The organism is Sinosporangium album (genome assembly GCF_900100605.1).
GTDB classification, from domain to species: Bacteria; Actinomycetota; Actinomycetes; order Streptosporangiales; family Streptosporangiaceae; genus Sinosporangium; species Sinosporangium album.
Map to the genome: position 1 here is coordinate 139138 of NZ_FNCN01000006.1, position 15486 is coordinate 154623.

The 15486-nt window shown below is 68.4% G+C and carries 14 protein-coding genes; 7 read left to right on the plus strand and 7 right to left on the minus strand.

Annotated features, from left to right (window positions below; all coding sequences use genetic code 11):
- Positions 1 to 104: 104 nt before the first annotated feature.
- Complete coding sequence (locus BLQ73_RS08360; RefSeq protein WP_093169795.1) at positions 105 to 362, minus strand: WhiB family transcriptional regulator; 258 nt, start codon at positions 360 to 362, stop codon at positions 105 to 107.
- A gap of 314 nt (positions 363 to 676) precedes the next feature.
- Positions 677 to 2797 carry a hypothetical protein gene (locus BLQ73_RS08365; protein WP_143020177.1) on the minus strand — a complete coding sequence of 707 codons (2121 nt, stop codon included), beginning with the start codon at positions 2795 to 2797 and terminating at the stop codon, positions 677 to 679.
- A gap of 281 nt (positions 2798 to 3078) precedes the next feature.
- Between BLQ73_RS08365 and cofD the strand changes: the two genes are divergently transcribed.
- Positions 3079 to 4017, plus strand: a complete 939-nt coding sequence (cofD, locus tag BLQ73_RS08370; RefSeq protein WP_093169797.1) for a 2-phospho-L-lactate transferase — start codon at positions 3079 to 3081, stop codon at positions 4015 to 4017.
- Positions 4014 to 5291, plus strand: a complete 1278-nt coding sequence (locus BLQ73_RS08375; protein ID WP_093169798.1) for a coenzyme F420-0:L-glutamate ligase — start codon at positions 4014 to 4016, stop codon at positions 5289 to 5291. Before cofD ends, BLQ73_RS08375 begins: the two co-directional genes overlap by 4 nt.
- Positions 5292 to 5491: 200 nt before the next feature.
- On the opposite strand, the gene BLQ73_RS08380 is transcribed toward BLQ73_RS08375, so the two are convergent.
- From BLQ73_RS08380 to BLQ73_RS08390, 3 genes are all read right to left on the minus strand, one after another.
- Positions 5492 to 8110, minus strand: a complete 2619-nt coding sequence (locus tag BLQ73_RS08380; RefSeq protein WP_093169799.1) for a bifunctional FO biosynthesis protein CofGH — start codon at positions 8108 to 8110, stop codon at positions 5492 to 5494.
- Positions 8111 to 8181: 71 nt separating this feature from the next.
- On the minus strand, positions 8182 to 8883 hold the full coding sequence (locus BLQ73_RS08385) for a Uma2 family endonuclease (RefSeq protein ID WP_093169912.1): 702 nt from the start codon (positions 8881 to 8883) through the stop codon (positions 8182 to 8184).
- A gap of 83 nt (positions 8884 to 8966) precedes the next feature.
- Positions 8967 to 9869, minus strand: coding sequence for a DNA-3-methyladenine glycosylase family protein (locus BLQ73_RS08390; protein WP_245690895.1), 903 nt, complete (start codon positions 9867 to 9869; stop codon positions 8967 to 8969).
- 267 nt (positions 9870 to 10136) lie between these two features.
- On the opposite strand from BLQ73_RS08390, the gene BLQ73_RS08395 reads away from it, so the two are divergent.
- From BLQ73_RS08395 to BLQ73_RS08415, 5 genes are all read left to right on the plus strand, one after another.
- Complete coding sequence (locus BLQ73_RS08395) at positions 10137 to 10439, plus strand: hypothetical protein (protein ID WP_093169801.1); 303 nt, start codon at positions 10137 to 10139, stop codon at positions 10437 to 10439.
- A 147-nt stretch (positions 10440 to 10586) separates the two neighbouring features.
- Positions 10587 to 10892, plus strand: a complete 306-nt coding sequence (locus BLQ73_RS08400; RefSeq protein WP_093169802.1) for a hypothetical protein — start codon at positions 10587 to 10589, stop codon at positions 10890 to 10892.
- Between the two features lie 593 nt (positions 10893 to 11485).
- Complete coding sequence (locus tag BLQ73_RS08405) at positions 11486 to 11734, plus strand: hypothetical protein (protein WP_093169803.1); 249 nt, start codon at positions 11486 to 11488, stop codon at positions 11732 to 11734.
- Between the two features lie 3 nt (positions 11735 to 11737).
- On the plus strand, positions 11738 to 12331 hold the full coding sequence (locus BLQ73_RS08410; protein ID WP_093169804.1) for a DUF6879 family protein: 594 nt from the start codon (positions 11738 to 11740) through the stop codon (positions 12329 to 12331).
- A gap of 144 nt (positions 12332 to 12475) precedes the next feature.
- On the plus strand, positions 12476 to 13123 hold the full coding sequence (locus BLQ73_RS08415) for a DUF6082 family protein (RefSeq protein ID WP_093169805.1): 648 nt from the start codon (positions 12476 to 12478) through the stop codon (positions 13121 to 13123).
- A gap of 42 nt (positions 13124 to 13165) precedes the next feature.
- On the opposite strand, the gene manB is transcribed toward BLQ73_RS08415, so the two are convergent.
- Positions 13166 to 14284 (minus strand): mannose-1-phosphate guanylyltransferase, encoded by a 1119-nt coding sequence (gene manB, locus BLQ73_RS08420; protein ID WP_245690896.1) that lies wholly within the window; start codon positions 14282 to 14284, stop codon positions 13166 to 13168.
- A gap of 18 nt (positions 14285 to 14302) precedes the next feature.
- A complete protein-coding gene (locus BLQ73_RS08425; RefSeq protein WP_245690897.1) occupies positions 14303 to 15370 on the minus strand; it encodes a glycosyltransferase family 4 protein in 1068 nt (355 codons plus the stop codon).
- Positions 15371 to 15486: the final 116 nt, after the last annotated feature.

Here is a 15486-nt window from a genome sequence, read left to right on the forward strand (position 1 = left end):
CCAAGCAATGCGAAAGCCGCTCTCTATGGGTGATATCCCGGTTGCCCGGGCTTCCTCTTCCGTTGACTGTTTCGTTCTCGCCGACTTCTCATCAGAGCCGTCGACTATCCTGCCTGGCGCTTGAGCCTTCGGCGCTCCCGCTCGGACAGCCCACCCCAGATGCCAAACCTCTCGTCGTGCTCAAGCGCGTATTCCAAACATTCAGCGCGCACTTCGCAGGATCGACAGACCTTCTTGGCCTCTCGTGTGGAGCCACCCTTTTCCGGGAAGAACGCCTCCGGGTCGGTCTGCGCGCACAAAGCGCGCTCCTGCCAGCCCAGATCTTCAGCGCTGAGCGCCTGTGCGATGACCGGTTCGGTCATGCACACCTCCCTGCCGCCCGCCCGCGATGGAGCCCCCCATGATCGCCCTCCTCATACCCACCCTTTGGAAGGCGTAACAACACGTCTGTAATTACACGCGTGTCCAACGTGTGGAGTCAAGCGGCATGCCGGTATCCCGGGGAAAGAGCAGCTCGCCCCGGTTCAAAGCCCTGTGCTCGCGATGGGTGGGTTGCATGGCCATCGCACAACCATGTCCCGCAGAGACCTGCGGGGTCAGCGGTCGGAAACGTACCAGCCCATGTTCTGTACGTGACCGGGCGACACCTTCTCTCTACCTGGAGATTGCACGCCCTTTACGCGCGTGGGTCCTTAGGTGAGTAGATAGCTGGGGGATCGATAAGCTCGTCCCTCTCCTTGCTCTGATCCCCACTGGTGGGCAGATGGGAGGGGTTGCCCCGCGGGTGAGCGAGCGCGTCCTCGTACGGCACCGCCGGCCGAGGCGAATAACCGAGCGCATCGGTCGGGTAAGGAAGCGCCGGCTGGGTGCCCGCATGCGCCTGCTGGTAGTTCTCGGCCTGCTGATATGCCTGGGCGAGCTGCTGCGTGCGCGGGTCTCCGGGGCTGGACTCGTGATACGGATTCGGCAACTGCCCGTAGTCGTGGCTCGCGTAACCAGCGGGCGGCTGCGCCGACTGCTCGTACGGCTGCGCCGGCTGCTCATAGGGCTGCGCCGGCTGCTCATAGGGCTGCGGCGAGGGCGAGCCGTATGCCGGCGGGCGATCGGCGAACACGTCCCCGTCATCGTATTCCCCGTAACTCCCCTGGCCCTGGGCCTGCGCGGGCCGACCGTACGCCGGGGCCGAGGGGTAAGTGCCCTGCGGTTTGTACGCATCCGGAGTGGAATCTTGGGGCTTGTAGACATCCGGGGAAGAATCTTGTGAAGTGTAGGAATTGTTCGGCCGGCCGTCCGGAGTCGGATACGTGATGTCCGGTCGGCTGTCGGTCGGCCTATAGGACGGTGCGCCCTGGCCGTACGGCTCCGCCGGCGCGGGCATGAGGTGCGGCCCGGAGCTCTGCGCGGGCGTCGGGAGGGGGTAGACGCCCGTGGGGCCCTGGCCGTACGGGTCGGGGTTGGCGGCGGGGGCGGGAGGCTGCGGAAACGCCTCATACGCCGACGGCTCGGGCGAGCCGTGCCGCGGGGGCTCCGGCGAGCCGTGGGCGGGCCGCGGAGGCTCGGGCAGGCCATAACCCACCCGGCCGGGGTCGCTCTGGCCGAAGGCCGACTGTCCCTGGCCGCCCGGGCCCGCGGCCGGCTGTCCCGGGTCGCTCTGACCGAAGGCGGGCTGTCCCTGGCCGCCCGGGCCCGCGGCCGGCTGTCCCGGGTCGCTCTGACCGAAGGTGGGCTGTCCCTGGCCGCCCGGGCCGAAGGCGGGCCGGTGGGGCTCGCCCTGGCCGAAGGGGACGTGCCCGGGGTCGCTCTGGCCGAAGGCCGGCTGTCCGGCTTCGCCGTACGGCCCGCGCTCAGGGCCGGACGCGGCGTAGGCGGGGCCGCCCGGGGCGCTGTGGGCCGGGGCGCCGTGGGCCGGGGCCGGGCCGCCGGGCGCGGCGTGTCCATAACCGGGCCGCCCCGGATCGGAGGGCTGCTCGAAGGAGGCGGGCGCGCGGTCGGGCTGGGGCTCGCTAGGGAGAGGGGCGGACGGCTGGGAGTGGACGACCCGCTGCGTGGCCTCGGGATCGGACGCCACCTGCACGATGTGGTCGGGGTGGCCGGGCTGGCCGGGCTGGCCGGGCTGGCCGGGCTGGCCGGGCGCCGCCTGAACGACGGGCTCGGGACCCTGCTCGCCGGCTCGGCGCTCCGGCCCCGCCTGCGCCCCGGGGGGAGGCGGGCCGGGCGGTGCGGACGGCACCGGCAGGTCGGGCGGCGTGTAGGAGCGCGCCGTGCCGCGCCCGGTGGAGGCGCCCGGCGCACTGGCGCGGCCCGGCACCGGGGGGACGCCCGGCGGCGTTGCGGGCGGCTGGTAGGCGGAGCCCTGCTTCGCCGCCGCGCCGCCCGCCGGCTGCTTGGCCAGCGGCATCACGTAGAGAAGTGCGATCGCGACGAGCGCGAGCAGCGGCGCTCTGGTGAGAGCGAACTGGAGCAGGCTGCCGAACCCCGCGCCGAGGAAGAGGCCGGCGAGGAAGGCGAGCGCGCCGAACGCCAGGGAGACGGCGAGGACGGCGGTCGCGCCGCGCACGACCGTGCCCGCCTTCGGGGTCGGGCTCCCGAACCTCGTCGCCAGGAGCGCCGCCCCGACGAGGAGGGCGACGTTGGTCGGTGCGACGAACGCGTTGATCTCGAAGACGCTGCGAGCGGCGAAGGAGATGCCTTCACCGAAGAGAAGCCCGAAGACGGACGTGACAACCTGGGCGGCGGCTGCGGCCAGCATCAGCCACGCCGCCGGTTCACGCAGCCGGCCTGCGTCGACTCTGATCACGACAACCCCCACTGAGCTCCTTATGGCCGACGCTGAGTTAAGCACATAGCCGACTTCGATGTCGGGCGACCCAAGAACATCCTCATTACTAACAAGACCTCACAAGTGCGGCTAATGACCTTGAAGCACCCCATCGCCTGAGCAATCCATCGAATCGCTATCACCGTATTTATCCGACGCATGTGGCACTTCTGCCTCCTCCCGGCCGCCGCGCGACACCCCCGCCCCCACGCCCCCCACCTCGACGGTAAGTCGGAATGCGGGATGGGACACTGTGCGACATGCGCATTGTGTCCCTCGCCGGAGGAATCGGCGGCGCCCGCTTCCTCCGTGGCCTCCTCGCCGCCACGCCCGACGCCGAGATCACGGTCATCGGCAACACCGGAGATGACATCACGCTGTTCGGGCTGCGGGTCTGCCCCGACCTCGACACGATCATGTACACACTGGGCGGCGGCATCGACGAGAACCAGGGGTGGGGCCGGGCCGACGAAACGCACATCGTCAAGGAGGAACTGGCCGCCTACGGCATGGAGCCGCAGTGGTTCGGACTCGGCGACCGCGACTTCGCCACCCACATCGTCCGCACCCAGATGCTCAACGCGGGCTACTCCCTCACCCAGGTCACCGAGGCCCTGTGCGCGCGCTGGCAGCCCGGTGTACGGCTCCTGCCGATGAGCGACGACCGCGCCGAGACCCACGTCGTGGTCGAGGACGAGCACGGACGCCGCGCGATCCACTTCCAGGAATGGTGGGTACGGCTGCGCGCCTCGGTCCCCGCCCGGGACATCGCCCTGGTCGGCGCCGCCGAGGCCAAGCCCGCCCCCGGCGTGCTGGAGGCGATCCACAGCGCCGACGTCGTGATCCTGCCCCCGTCCAACCCTGTGGTGAGCATCGGCACGATCCTCCAGATCCAGGGCATCCGCCAGGCGTTGGAGACCAAGGTCGTCGTCGGTGTCTCCCCCATCATCGGCAACGCGCCTGTCCGCGGCATGGCCGACGCCTGCCTCACCGCGATCGGGGTGCCGACGACGGCCCAGGCCGTCCTGGAGCTGTACGGCGCGCCGCTCGTGGACGGCTGGCTGGTCGCCGAGGAGGACGGCGACGTCAGCCTGGACGGCGTCGAGGTGCGCGCCCGCCCCCTGCTCATGAGCGACCCCGAAGCGACCGCCGCCTTGGCCCGCGCCGCCCTCGACCTCGCCGGAGAGATCTCACGATGATCGCGATCCTCCCTGTTCACGGACTGCCCGAGATCGCACCGGGCGACGACCTGGCCGCGATCGTCGGCTCCGCCGTACCGGACCTGGCGGACGGCGACATCCTCGTCGTCACCTCCAAGATCCTCAGCAAGGCCGAGGGGCGGGTGCGCCGGGCCGGCAGCCGCGCCGAGGCGATCGCCGAGGAGACGGTCCGGGTCGTCGCCCGCCGCGGCGACACGGTGATCTCGCAGACCCGCCACGGCTTCGTGATGGCCGCGGCCGGGGTCGACGCCTCCAACACCGAATCCGGCACGGTGCTCCTCCTCCCCGAGGACCCCGACGCCTCCGCCCGCGCGCTCCGTGCGGCTCTGCGGGCGCGCCTCAGGGTGGACGTCGGCGTCATCGTCTCCGACACCTTCGGCCGCCCGTGGCGCGAGGGCCTCACCGACGTCGCCATCGGCGCCGCCGGGGTCGCGGTCTTGGCGGACTTCCGCGGCAAGACCGATGAACACGGCAACGCGCTGTCGGCCACCATCACCGCGCTCGCCGACGAGATCGCCTCCGCGGGCGAACTCGTCAAAGGCAAGCTGTCCGGCGTGCCGGTCGCGATCGTGCGCGGCCTGGCCGACCTGGTCACCGCCGACGACGGCCCCGGCGCACGCGCGCTGCTGCGCTCCCCCGACGAGGACATGTTCCGGTACGGCTCCCGCGACGTCGTCTTCGCCCGCCGTACCATCCGGGAGTTCTCCGGCGAACCCGTCGACGGCGCCGCCGTACGGCGTGCCGTGGACGCGGCCATCGCGGCCCCGGCACCGCACCACACGACTCCGTGGCGTTTCGTCCTGCTGGAATCCGCCGAGTCGCGGGAGAAGCTGCTCGACGCCATGCTCGCGGCCTGGATCGAGGACCTGCGCGGCGACGGGTTCAATGAGGAGTCCATCGCGCGCCGCGTCAAGCGGGGCGAGGTGCTGAGGCGGGCGCCGTACCTCGCGGTGCCATGCCTGGTGATGGAGGGATCGCACACCTACCGCGACGAACGGCGCAACGGCGCCGAGCGCGAGATGTTCGTGGTCGCGACGGGCGCGGGCGTGCAGAACCTCCTGGTTCAGCTCGCGGTCGAAGGGCTCGGGTCGGCGTGGGTGTCGTCGACGATGTTCTGCCGGGACACCGTGCGGGATGTGCTGGGGCTGCCGCCCGAGTGGGACCCCATGGGCGCGGTGGCCATCGGCCATCCGGCCGCTCCCCCGCGCGAGCGCGCGCCGCGCAGCGCGGAAGACTTCATCGTGGTGCGCTGATCCGTGTGCACTGATCCGTGTGCACTGAGGCATGTGCGCTGATCCGCGTGCACTGATCCGCGTGCGCTGAGGCATGTGCGCTGAGGCAGGTGCGCTGAGGCAGGTGCGCTGAGGCGCTCGGCCGTTTGAGTCCGGGTTCCCCGAGGCCGGGAACCCGGACGGCCTCCATGACCGCCTGGCATGACCGCCTGGCGCGAAGGTTACGCCTGCGCGCGCGTCGTCAACGTGATCGGTACGGCGTTGCGCCGTACGCTCCCGCACACGCCGTCGCTCGCCGCCGCCGCGGCCCTGCGCTCGGCGCTGGGCTCGCCGTACTCGGTGGTGCGCTGCCGCAGGGGGCGTCCGGTCGGGGCGACCATCGCGGCGATCTCAGTGATGGTTTTGTACGACCCGTTCTCGGAACCGGCCATACGGCTGATCGTCTCCTCCATGAGCGTGCCTCCGAGGTCGTTGACCCCGGCCGCGAGCACCTGGCGGCACAGGTCGTCCTGGAGTTTCACCCACGAGCACTGGATGTTGTCGATCGCGCCGTGCAGGAGGACGCGCGCGAGCGCGTGCACCGCGAGGTTCTCCCTGGCCGTGGGGCCGGGACGGGCGATGCCCGCGAGGTAGATCGGCGCGCTGTGGTGCACGAACGGCAGCAGCACGAACTCCGAGAACCCGCCGCTGCGCCGCTGAAGGTCGCGGATCAACCGGATGTGCCGCACCCAGTGCAGATGGTTGTCCACGTGGCCGTACATCATGGTCGAAGTCGTCGGAATGCCCACCTCGTGCGCGGTGGTGATGACCTCGATCCACTCCTTGGCGGGCAGTTTGCCCTTGGTGAGGACCCAGCGCACATCGTCGTCGAGGATCTCGGCCGCCGTGCCCGGCAGCGAGTCCACCCCCGCTTCCTTGGCGCCGACCAGCCAGTCCTTGATCGAGAGGTTGGTACGGCTGGCGCCGTTCACGACCTCCATCGGGGAGAACGCGTGTACGTGCATGTCCGGACATCTGGCCTTAACGGCCTTGGCGATGTCGAAGTAGGCGGTCCCCGGGAGGTCCGGGTGGATGCCGCCCTGCATGCACACCTCCGTCGCGCCCGCCGCCCACGCCTCCTCGGCGCGGTCGGCCACCTGGTCCAGCGAGAGCGTGTAGGCGTCGGCGTCCGTGCGCCGCTGCGCGAACGCGCAGAACCGGCAGCCGGTGTAGCAGACGTTGGTGAAGTTGATGTTGCGGTTGACGACGTAGGTCACGTCGTCGCCGACCGCCTCCCGACGCAGCCCGTCCGCGATACGGGACAGCTCCGCCAGCGCGGCGTCGTCGGCTCCCCTACCCTGCTCGTCGCCCGCCGCCGACAGCAGCGTCAGTGCCTGCTCCTCGGACAGGGCTGCCGGATCGCGCTCCGCCTGGCGCAGCGCCTCCCCGACGTCTCCGGTCAAAAGCGCGGGACCGTTCCCTCCCAGGCGTTCCCGCAGCGCGTCCCAATCACCGTAGACGTGGTCGAAGTCATCGCGCCTGTCGTTCGTGCGGCCGTCGGTGTCCACCTCGACGTGCAGGTCGACCCTGCCCGCCGCCGCGAATCCGCCGTCCGGCTCCTGCCACGGGCGGCCCACGATCACCGCGTCCTCCTTGGCCAGGCCGGTCGCCGGATCGGCCAGTGCCCGCACATGCGCCGTCACCCTCGGATCGAGCCACGGCTCGCCCGCGAGCACGTACTCGGGGTAGATGGTCAGGCGTTCGCGCAGCGTGAAGCCGGCTTCCGCCGTACGCTCGGTCAGCGCGTCGATGTGCGGCCAGGGACTCTCGGGGTTCACGTGATCGGGCGTCAACGGCGACACGCCGCCCCAGTCGTCGATGCCGGCCCGCAGCATCAGGGCGAACTCGTCGCCGATGAGGTTGGGCGGAGCCTGCACTCGCATCTTCGGGCCGAGCACCAGACGGGCCACCGCGATGGTCGCGGCCAGCTCCGACAGGTCCGCGTCGGGCATGCCCCGCATCGCCGTGTCCGGCTTGGCGCGGAAGTTCTGGACGATGACCTCCTGAATGCCGCCGTATTCCCTGGCCACCTTGCGGATGGCGAAAATCGACTCGGCGCGGTCCTGGATGGTCTCCCCGATGCCGATCAGGATGCCCGTTGTGAACGGCACATTCGACCGCCCGGCATCCTCAAGCGCGCGCAGCCGTACGGCAGGGTCCTTATCCGGCGAACCATAATGCGCCTGGCCCTTCTCCGTGAACAGCCGGGTCGAGGTGGTCTCCAGCATCATGCCCATCGACGGCGACACCGGCTTGAGCCTCTGGAAATCCCGCCAGGTCATCACACCGGGGTTGAGGTGCGGCAGCAACCCGGTCTCCTCAAGCACCCGGATCGCCATGGCACGGACATACGACAGCGTGTCATCGTATCCGTGCGCGTCCAACCACTCCCGGGCCTGCCGCCACCGGTCCTCAGGCCGGTCGCCCAGCGTGAACAGCGCCTCCTTGCACCCCATCGCCGCTCCCCGCCTGGCGATGTCGAGCACCTCGTCCGGGCTCAAGAACTCGCTCGGCAGCTTGTGCGGCGCGGTGGCGAACGTGCAGTAATGACACCGGTCCCTGCACAGCCGAGTCAGGGGGATGAAGACTTTCCGACTGTAGGTGATGATCCCGGTACGGCCTACGGCCTCAAGACCCGCGTCCCTCACCCTGGCCGCATGCCCGAGCAGGGCCTGCAGATGATCGCCCCGGGCATGGAGAAGAACAGTCGCTTCGCTGACGTCGAGCGCCTTGCCGTCACGGGCCCTGGCCAGGGCCCGCCGCACAGCGCTGTCGCTGACTGAGGGCTGATGGTCGTTCATACGGCGACATTACGTGGCCGGTTTTGGGCCATATTCATCAGGTTCCACCCCCGAATCAGAGGTAACGACGCCTATACAGGCTGCGGCAGGAAGACCGCCGTGTCCACGTCCAGGTCGATCGGATGGGGAAGGTAGAGCGAGGTCCCCATGGGCACCTTGCCGACCGCCTGGTAGACGCCCTCGCGAGGATCGCTGAACACCGTCACGGCCGGAGGCGAGGCCACCAGATCGATCAGCAGCATCATCGGCACCCCGCCCCCCGCGTAGATGCGGGGCTTGGCCACCCGGTCCTGCTCGACGCTGCCCGGAGAGACGACCTCAGCCGCCATGATCAGCCCCGAGGACAGCAGCTCGCGCTCACCCCAGCGGGGACAGTCGGCGGGAGCCAGGACGAAGTCCGGCTCGACCGGATCCCGAGGACCTTCGATACAGACATCGACGTTGCCGGTGAAGCCATCCCAGTCGTTCTTCTCGATCTCTTCAAGAAGGAGGCGATAGAGGCGCATGGCCATGCGGCCGTGCTCGGGGGTGTCCACAGCGCTCACGATGAGACTCCCGTCGATGATCTCGGTCCTCAGACCGGGCAGTGGGGGTAGGGCGTCGAACAGCTCACGCGGGGTGCTCGGAGGCTCGGTGAACTCCCCGTCGGCACGGACTTCGAGCTTGGCGTGACCACGCCTGTGCGAGCGCGTGGAACGCGTGGAAACCGGGCGGGTCTCACCGGTCGGGGGGCCGGGACGACGGGACCTCGATCTGCGCTTCTTCGAGGTCATCACAACCACGGCACACCTCCTCGCATTCACATGAACACGGAAAGTATTCCAGGAAGATCCGTCCCGGTGCTGGAAAACCGCAGCTAGAACGACCGATAGTCGCGGACGGCCATGCGCGGCCCGCGGGCGGGCGGCCGGTTGCCGCTCAGCGCCAGCAGCCTCGTCACCCGGTAGCGGTGGCCCGCGTACGGCATGAGCAACCGGAGCATCCCCGCGTCGTCGGTCTTCTCCCCCGTCAGCGCCCAGCCGACCACCGAGGGCAGGTGGTAGTCGCCGACGGACACCGCGTCCGGGTCGCCGAGGGCGCGCTGGCGGGTCTCCGCCGACGTCCAGACCCCGATTCCGGGCAGAAGCCGGAGCAGCCGGTCGGTCTCCGCCGAATCCGGGGCGGCTTCGAGCTTGTCCGCGTGCAGGGCCGCGTTGACGATCGCCTTGGCCCGCACCCCCTCGACGCCAGCCCGGTGCCAGTCCCAACTGGGGATGGACCTCCACACCTCGGGCGGAGGGAAGACCCGGAGCTGTTCGTCGCCGGGGCCGGGTGCGCGTTCGCCGTACTTCGCCAGCAGCCAACGCCATGCCCGCCAGGCTTCGCGGCCGACGACCTTCTGTTCGAGCACGGCGGGCACGAGGGCCTCGAAGGCACGCTGGGAGCGCCCGATCCTGAGCCCGGCGTGGCGTCGATCGGCCTCGATCAGCACGCCGTGCCGCGGCGTGAAGCCGGATCTGTCGTCGTCGACCCCGAGCAGCGCGGGGAGCGTGTCCAACATCCATTCGGCCCCGGGGCCCCAGGCCCGGCCCTCCACGGCGCCCTCCGCCGCACTGACCGATACCCGCATCGTGCCCGGACCCGCCGGCGTGCGCGACGTGCGCCACACCGCACCATCCGCCTCGCGCCGCCACGTCGGATCGCCGCCGCCATGCCGGTGCGGCGACATGGTCAGCGCGATGTCCAGAGCCGTCCCCGGCCGCCACACCCGTTCCACCACCTTTCCATCCTGCACCGCGGCGCCGGATGCCCCGACCGACAGGGCGCTCCGCGGGCCGGGGCGCAGCGTTCCCGGATCAACCGCTGAGACGGGTCTTGACTCATTCCCGCAGACAGGTATGTTTTTGGTTAGGAAACTTTCCTAAGCAAATCGGGAATCGCCCGGGGGAAGGACTGCTGTCCGCCGCCCGACGACATCCCGAGGCGTCGCATTTCGAGGTTTGAGCCATCTGATAGGACCGTTCCACTTCCACAGAAGGAATCGGACATGCCCCTCAGGAAGCTCACGGGCACGTTCTCCGCCACCGTGCTGCTCACCGCGGCCGTCCTGGCGGGAACGGCTTCGGCCGCCCACGCCGTACCGGAGAGCTGCACCCCCTCCATCAACGGCCACACCGTCTCCAGCAACTGCACGGCCGGAACCGGCGAACACGCCATCTACGTCTACTTCCGGCACGTCAACCCAATGGTCGGCCCCATGTCCATCCAGGGGCCATGGGAACCCCCCGGCAGAACGTCGACCGTCTCCGTCCCGGGCACCCCCCTCGGCTGGTGGGTGCTCCGGCGCTGACCTGCTCCCACTATGCGGGGTTCTCCGCCTAACGGCTGTCCGTCCCCATTTTCGAACCCACGAACAGAAACTTCGCCCGGCATTTCACAAATGTCGCGCTCGAACGCGGCCTGTAACACAAAGAATGCTCAATGGAGGTATAGCTGCATGAAGCTCAAGAAGTGGGCAGGAATGTTCTCCGCCGCCACCCTGCTCACCGCCGGCGCCCTCGCGGGCATGGCGGGCACGGCCCACGCCATCCCTGAGCAGTGCTCCACGACCCAGAACGGCCCCTCCAGCGCCACCAGTTACTGCGCCACCGGCACCGGCCAGCACCGCGTCGTGGTCGCCTTCGTCCACGCGAACCCGTGGATCGGCATCGGCGTCATCGAAGGCCCGTGGGCCGACGTCGGCAGCAGCTCCACCATCAACGTGCTCGGCACCATCCGCCACGTGACCATCCTGAAGCGCTGACCTCCCGGTTCGCCCGACAAGGCCGAGGGACCCCGCCCCTCGGCCTTCCCCTTTCGGCGCCCCCGCCTCAGCTCAAGGCCGCGGGCGTCGTTTTTCCTTTCCCATGAGCGGCCGGATCTGCGACCAGCCCCGCCGTCGAACGCCGAGCCTTCAAAAGACCAACCGGTCAGCGACACCAGTCGCCCTAGAAAGCCAACCGGCCTCGACAATAGATTTACCCGAATCGATCCGACGCCAATGAGATGCGTTCTTCGGTAAGCTTTGCACCCTTCCACAGAATTATATAATCTCACATCCGCCACCCTGACCCCACTACGCTGGATCAGCCCAGCAAACTCCAGAAAAGCATATTTGCCAGCCATACCCTCCAGCCCCTATCCCCACAAACCAGGACGGTCCTCTATCAAGTATTGCCACAAGATCCGGATACGATACTTTCAGAACCATTTAGTACACCAGTGTGAGGAGGCCGTATCTCACAGGTGTGGCAACTGTACCCTTCCAGGGGACTATAACTCACTGGAAAGTCCTGGGATAACTATATATAAAGAGTATCAAGAATCTTGCCGAACCCCCATCCGCCGGAGTGAATCATGAAATTCATGCGCCGCATCGGCCCGCACCCGCACGATCGCCCGCAAGGAGGGGGTTCTACCGGCCAGAGCTCGTGCCCCGACATATGGGAGCTGGATTCGGGCGACTTCGCGATCATCGGCTTCGACGGACACAACGATCTGATCGGAAATCTGCCGCACGACGCCAACTGCCATAGCGATGAGCGGATCATCATAATCCCACGCGAGACCCTGATATTAGCCAAACCACAGATTCCGGAGTACTAGCACGTGATCCAATTTCCCCTCCCCGAGGATGTCATCGAACGCACCCTGACACGCTCGGAGTGGCGGCTGGAATTTCAGATAGCCCAGTCGTCCACCCGCCATGCGATCAGAAAGCTGGAAAGTCGGCAGAATTACCTGGAGCCCGGCAATCCAAGCTGGGAGGCCTGGATAGCCGGATATGAGAAGCGCGCCCAAGCGCTGGCGGAGGCCAATCGGGCAGAGCAGGCAGGCGTCCTGCGGCCACTCGAGGACAGAGGCGTGTCATTCATCCGCGTACATGTCCTCGAATACCCGCTGACGCCATATATCCGATTCGAGCTTGACCACTACCGGATCAGCTCCGAACTCGGAGAGCAGATCTTTCTCGTTGATAGATCCGATATCGAAGACATCGAATCTCAGGAAAGTCTCCAGGACTTCATCCTCTTCGATGAGAGCCGAGCCCTGGTAGAGAAGTTCTCCTCCGAGGGACTTCTGCTCGGGGGTGCGCTAGTGCGTGATCGCGACTACCTGGCCTGGATGGCTGATCTCCACGACTCACTCCGCAAGCGCGGCACTACGTATGAGGCTTTCAGAGAGCGACTCACTCCGCTGTGAGACTGCTGTGAGACTTCCGAGTCCACCCAGGCACCACGACAGCCAGAGAATGTGATCACACTGCCAAACCGGCTTGGCAGTGTGATCATCCTCGCCCTCAAGACAGGGCACCGATGAGAAATGACCCGACTACAGGGGCATCCCATGAAGAAGCAGACCTCCCTGCTACCACGGGCTATGCTCTGGATCTCGGCGGCAACTCTACTTGTTCTTGTCTGGCTGATATCCCCCATCGCACTCGGCACGCTGTTCGACGCGGCTCCGAGGACCCTGGAGCAGCGAGGATCCATAGGTGAATCCTTCGGTGCGGTCAGCGCTCTGTTCTCGGCCCTTACGCTCTTCGGAATGATCGTGACATTGGCCATTCAACGCAAGGACCTCGCCGGGCAGCGAGAAGAGCTCGCCTACCAACGCGAAGAGCTACAGCACACCAGACAAGAACTCAAGAAAGCCGCCGATGCAGGTATCCGAGCACTACACGTCGAAATTCTCAAGCTGAGCATCGAGCACCCCCATCTCACACCCGTGTGGCCGCGTTGGCCGGATGCCACCATTGAGGAAGAACAGCAGTACCTCTATGCCAATCTCATCGTCGCCCACCAGGAAATGCTCTACGAGCAAGGCGTTTTCGGCCGCGATGACGTCGAGGCTGTTTTCCGCCACCTCTTCGAAAGCGAGATCATCTACCGATTCTGGACCCATGCCCGTAAGACCAGGGCCAAGGTGACTCCGAAGGAGACCAGCACCTGGAGCTTTTTCGAGACCGTGGAGTCGGTTTATCGAACGGTCTAGAGGGCGCGGAGGCTCCCTGTCGTACGTGTGGGGTGGAAGGCGTCAGAGCTCGCTGGAGGTGCGGATGGCGCAGTCGGGGAGGGTGATGCCGGGCCAGAGGCGGGTGCCGGGGGCGAGTTCGTTGCGGGGGCCGACGACGGCGTGGTCGCCGATGACGGCGCCTCGGACGATGGCGCCTTCGGCGATGCGGGCGCCGGTGCCGACGACGGAGTCGGCGACGACGGCGCCGGCGGCGACGCTGCTGTCGTCGCCGAGCACGCTGCCGCTGACATGGGCGCCGGCGGCGACGGCGGCGCGGGCGCCGACGACGGTGCCGCCTTCGACCTTGGCCTGCGGGGAGACGTCGCTTCCGGGCAGGGCGAGGTGGTCGCCGGGCGGGCCGGGCAGGGCGGGCGAGGCGAGGCGGCCGAGCACGAGGTCGCGTGAGCCTTGGACGAAGGCGGCGGGCGTGCCGACGTCGAGCCAGTAGGAGTGGTCGGCGTAGCCGAGGACGAGGGCTCCGGCGTCGATGAGGCCGGGGAAGGTCTGCCGCTCGACGGACACGACCTCGCCGGCGGGGATGGTGTCGATCACGGAGCGGGTGAAGACGTAGCAGCCGGCGTTGATCCGATTGGTGACCGGGTCGGGGGTCTTCTCCAGGAAGGCGGTGACGCGGCCGGCGTCGTCGGTGGGCACACAGCCGAAGGCGGTGGGGTCGTCGACCTCGGTGAGGTGGAGGGTGACGGCGGCGCGGCGTTCGACGTGGAGGCGCACCTGGTCGGCGAGGTCGTGGCCGGACAGGACGTCGCCGTTGAGCACGAGCACGGGGTCGTCCGGGCCGCAGGTGAGCCCGGCGGCGGCGTTGCGGATGGCGCCGCCGGTGCCGAGGGGGCTGTCCTCGGTCACATAGACAAGGGTGAGGCCGAACGCCGACCCGTCGCTGAAGACCTCTTCGAACATGGCCGCGCGGTAGGAGGTGGCGAACACGACCCGGGTGACTCCGTAGGAGCGGGCGCGGGCGAGCTGGTGGGCGAGGAACGGCACCCCGGCGGTGGGGAGGAGCGGCTTCGGCGTGTTGATGGTCAGGGGGCGAAGCCTGGTGCCCTGCCCTCCCACGAGCAGGATCGCCTGGAGCTCGCCTGACGGGTGGGGCGCGGGGGCGCGCACATCGCTCTGCGTCACCCCCGAGAGGCTAACGCACTATTCGATCGCCCGTTGGTACGACACCATGTGCGCCTCCGCCGACGCCTCCCACGTGAACTCCCCGGCGCGGGCCCGAGCGGCGGAGGCCAGCTGTTCACGCTGATCGGGGGAGGTCAGCAGGGTTTCAAGCCCGCGGGCGATGCCGTCGACGTCGGGCTCGGTGTAGGCGACGGCGTCCCCGCCGACCTCGGGCAGGGCCGTACGGTGGGTGGTGAGTACGGGCGCCCCGCACGCCATGGCCTCCAGCACCGCCATGCCGAACCCCTCGCCCCGGGATGGGAAGGCGGCGACGAGCGCCCCGCCGAGGAAGCCGGGCAGGTCGGCGAAGGCGAGATATCCCGGGCGCACCACTCGGATGCTGGCGGGCACTTCGCCGACGGCGGCGTCGACCTCGTCGTCGTGCACTCCGCCGGCGAGCACAAGAGCGGGCGGGTTCGGGAGGTTCTCCACCGCACGCACAAATCCGCGGATGAGGTTGGGCACGTTCTTGCGGGGTTCGAGCGCGCCGAGGAACGCGACGTACGGCTGAGCCCGCAGTCCGAGGCGCGCGGAGACCCTGCGGATCTCGTCGGCGCGCGGTCGGCGGAATCGCTCGGTGTCCACGCCGTGATAGGCGACGTCCAGCCGGGTGGAGTCGGCGGAGAGCACCCTGACCAGCTCGTCCCGGGTCGCCTTGGACGGCACGATGACCCGGGCGGCGTGCCGGATCGCGGTGCGCGTGGCGGAGCGGAAGAAGGACGCCTTGTCCTGGCTGTGGTGCGCGGGCTCGGTGAACCACGACACATCGTGCACGGTGGCCACGGTGGGCACGCCCGCCGCGATCGGCATGGAGTAGTAAGGCGCGTGGATGACCTTGGCGCCGACCCGCTTGGCGAGGATCGGCAGCGCGTTCTGCTCCCAGGCGAGCCTGCTGGCCCTGTGGGCGATGGACACCGGGCCCGCCACCACCCGGGCCGACGGCGCGAGATGGCCGTATCTCTCGGTGTCGGCGCGCTGGCACGCGACCGCCAAGTCGACCCCCGCCCGGTCCAGCGCGCTGATCAATCCGTCCACATATCTCGTCAAAGCGCCACGATCCGCAGGTACGGCAGCGGCATCGACGAGCACGCGAGGCATCACAATGGATCTCTCCCCTCAAGATCCGTACGGCGGATTCGACCGCCGTCCCCCCGTTTACTCTA

What these genes read in the sequence shown, in the direction of transcription:
- BLQ73_RS08360 (WP_093169795.1), bottom strand. Translation starts at nt 362, where the DNA reads ATGACCGAACCGGTCATCGCACAGGCGCTCAGCGCTGAAGATCTGGGC.
- cofD (WP_093169797.1), top strand. Translation starts at nt 3,079, where the DNA reads ATGCGCATTGTGTCCCTCGCCGGAGGAATCGGCGGCGCCCGCTTCCTC.
- BLQ73_RS08375 (WP_093169798.1), top strand. Translation starts at nt 4,014, where the DNA reads ATGATCGCGATCCTCCCTGTTCACGGACTGCCCGAGATCGCACCGGGC.
- BLQ73_RS08380 (WP_093169799.1), bottom strand. Translation starts at nt 8,110, where the DNA reads ATGAACGACCATCAGCCCTCAGTCAGCGACAGCGCTGTGCGGCGGGCC.
- BLQ73_RS08385 (WP_093169912.1), bottom strand. Translation starts at nt 8,883, where the DNA reads ATGACCTCGAAGAAGCGCAGATCGAGGTCCCGTCGTCCCGGCCCCCCG.
- BLQ73_RS08395 (WP_093169801.1), top strand. Translation starts at nt 10,137, where the DNA reads ATGCCCCTCAGGAAGCTCACGGGCACGTTCTCCGCCACCGTGCTGCTC.
- BLQ73_RS08400 (WP_093169802.1), top strand. Translation starts at nt 10,587, where the DNA reads ATGAAGCTCAAGAAGTGGGCAGGAATGTTCTCCGCCGCCACCCTGCTC.
- BLQ73_RS08405 (WP_093169803.1), top strand. Translation starts at nt 11,486, where the DNA reads ATGAAATTCATGCGCCGCATCGGCCCGCACCCGCACGATCGCCCGCAA.
- BLQ73_RS08415 (WP_093169805.1), top strand. Translation starts at nt 12,476, where the DNA reads ATGAAGAAGCAGACCTCCCTGCTACCACGGGCTATGCTCTGGATCTCG.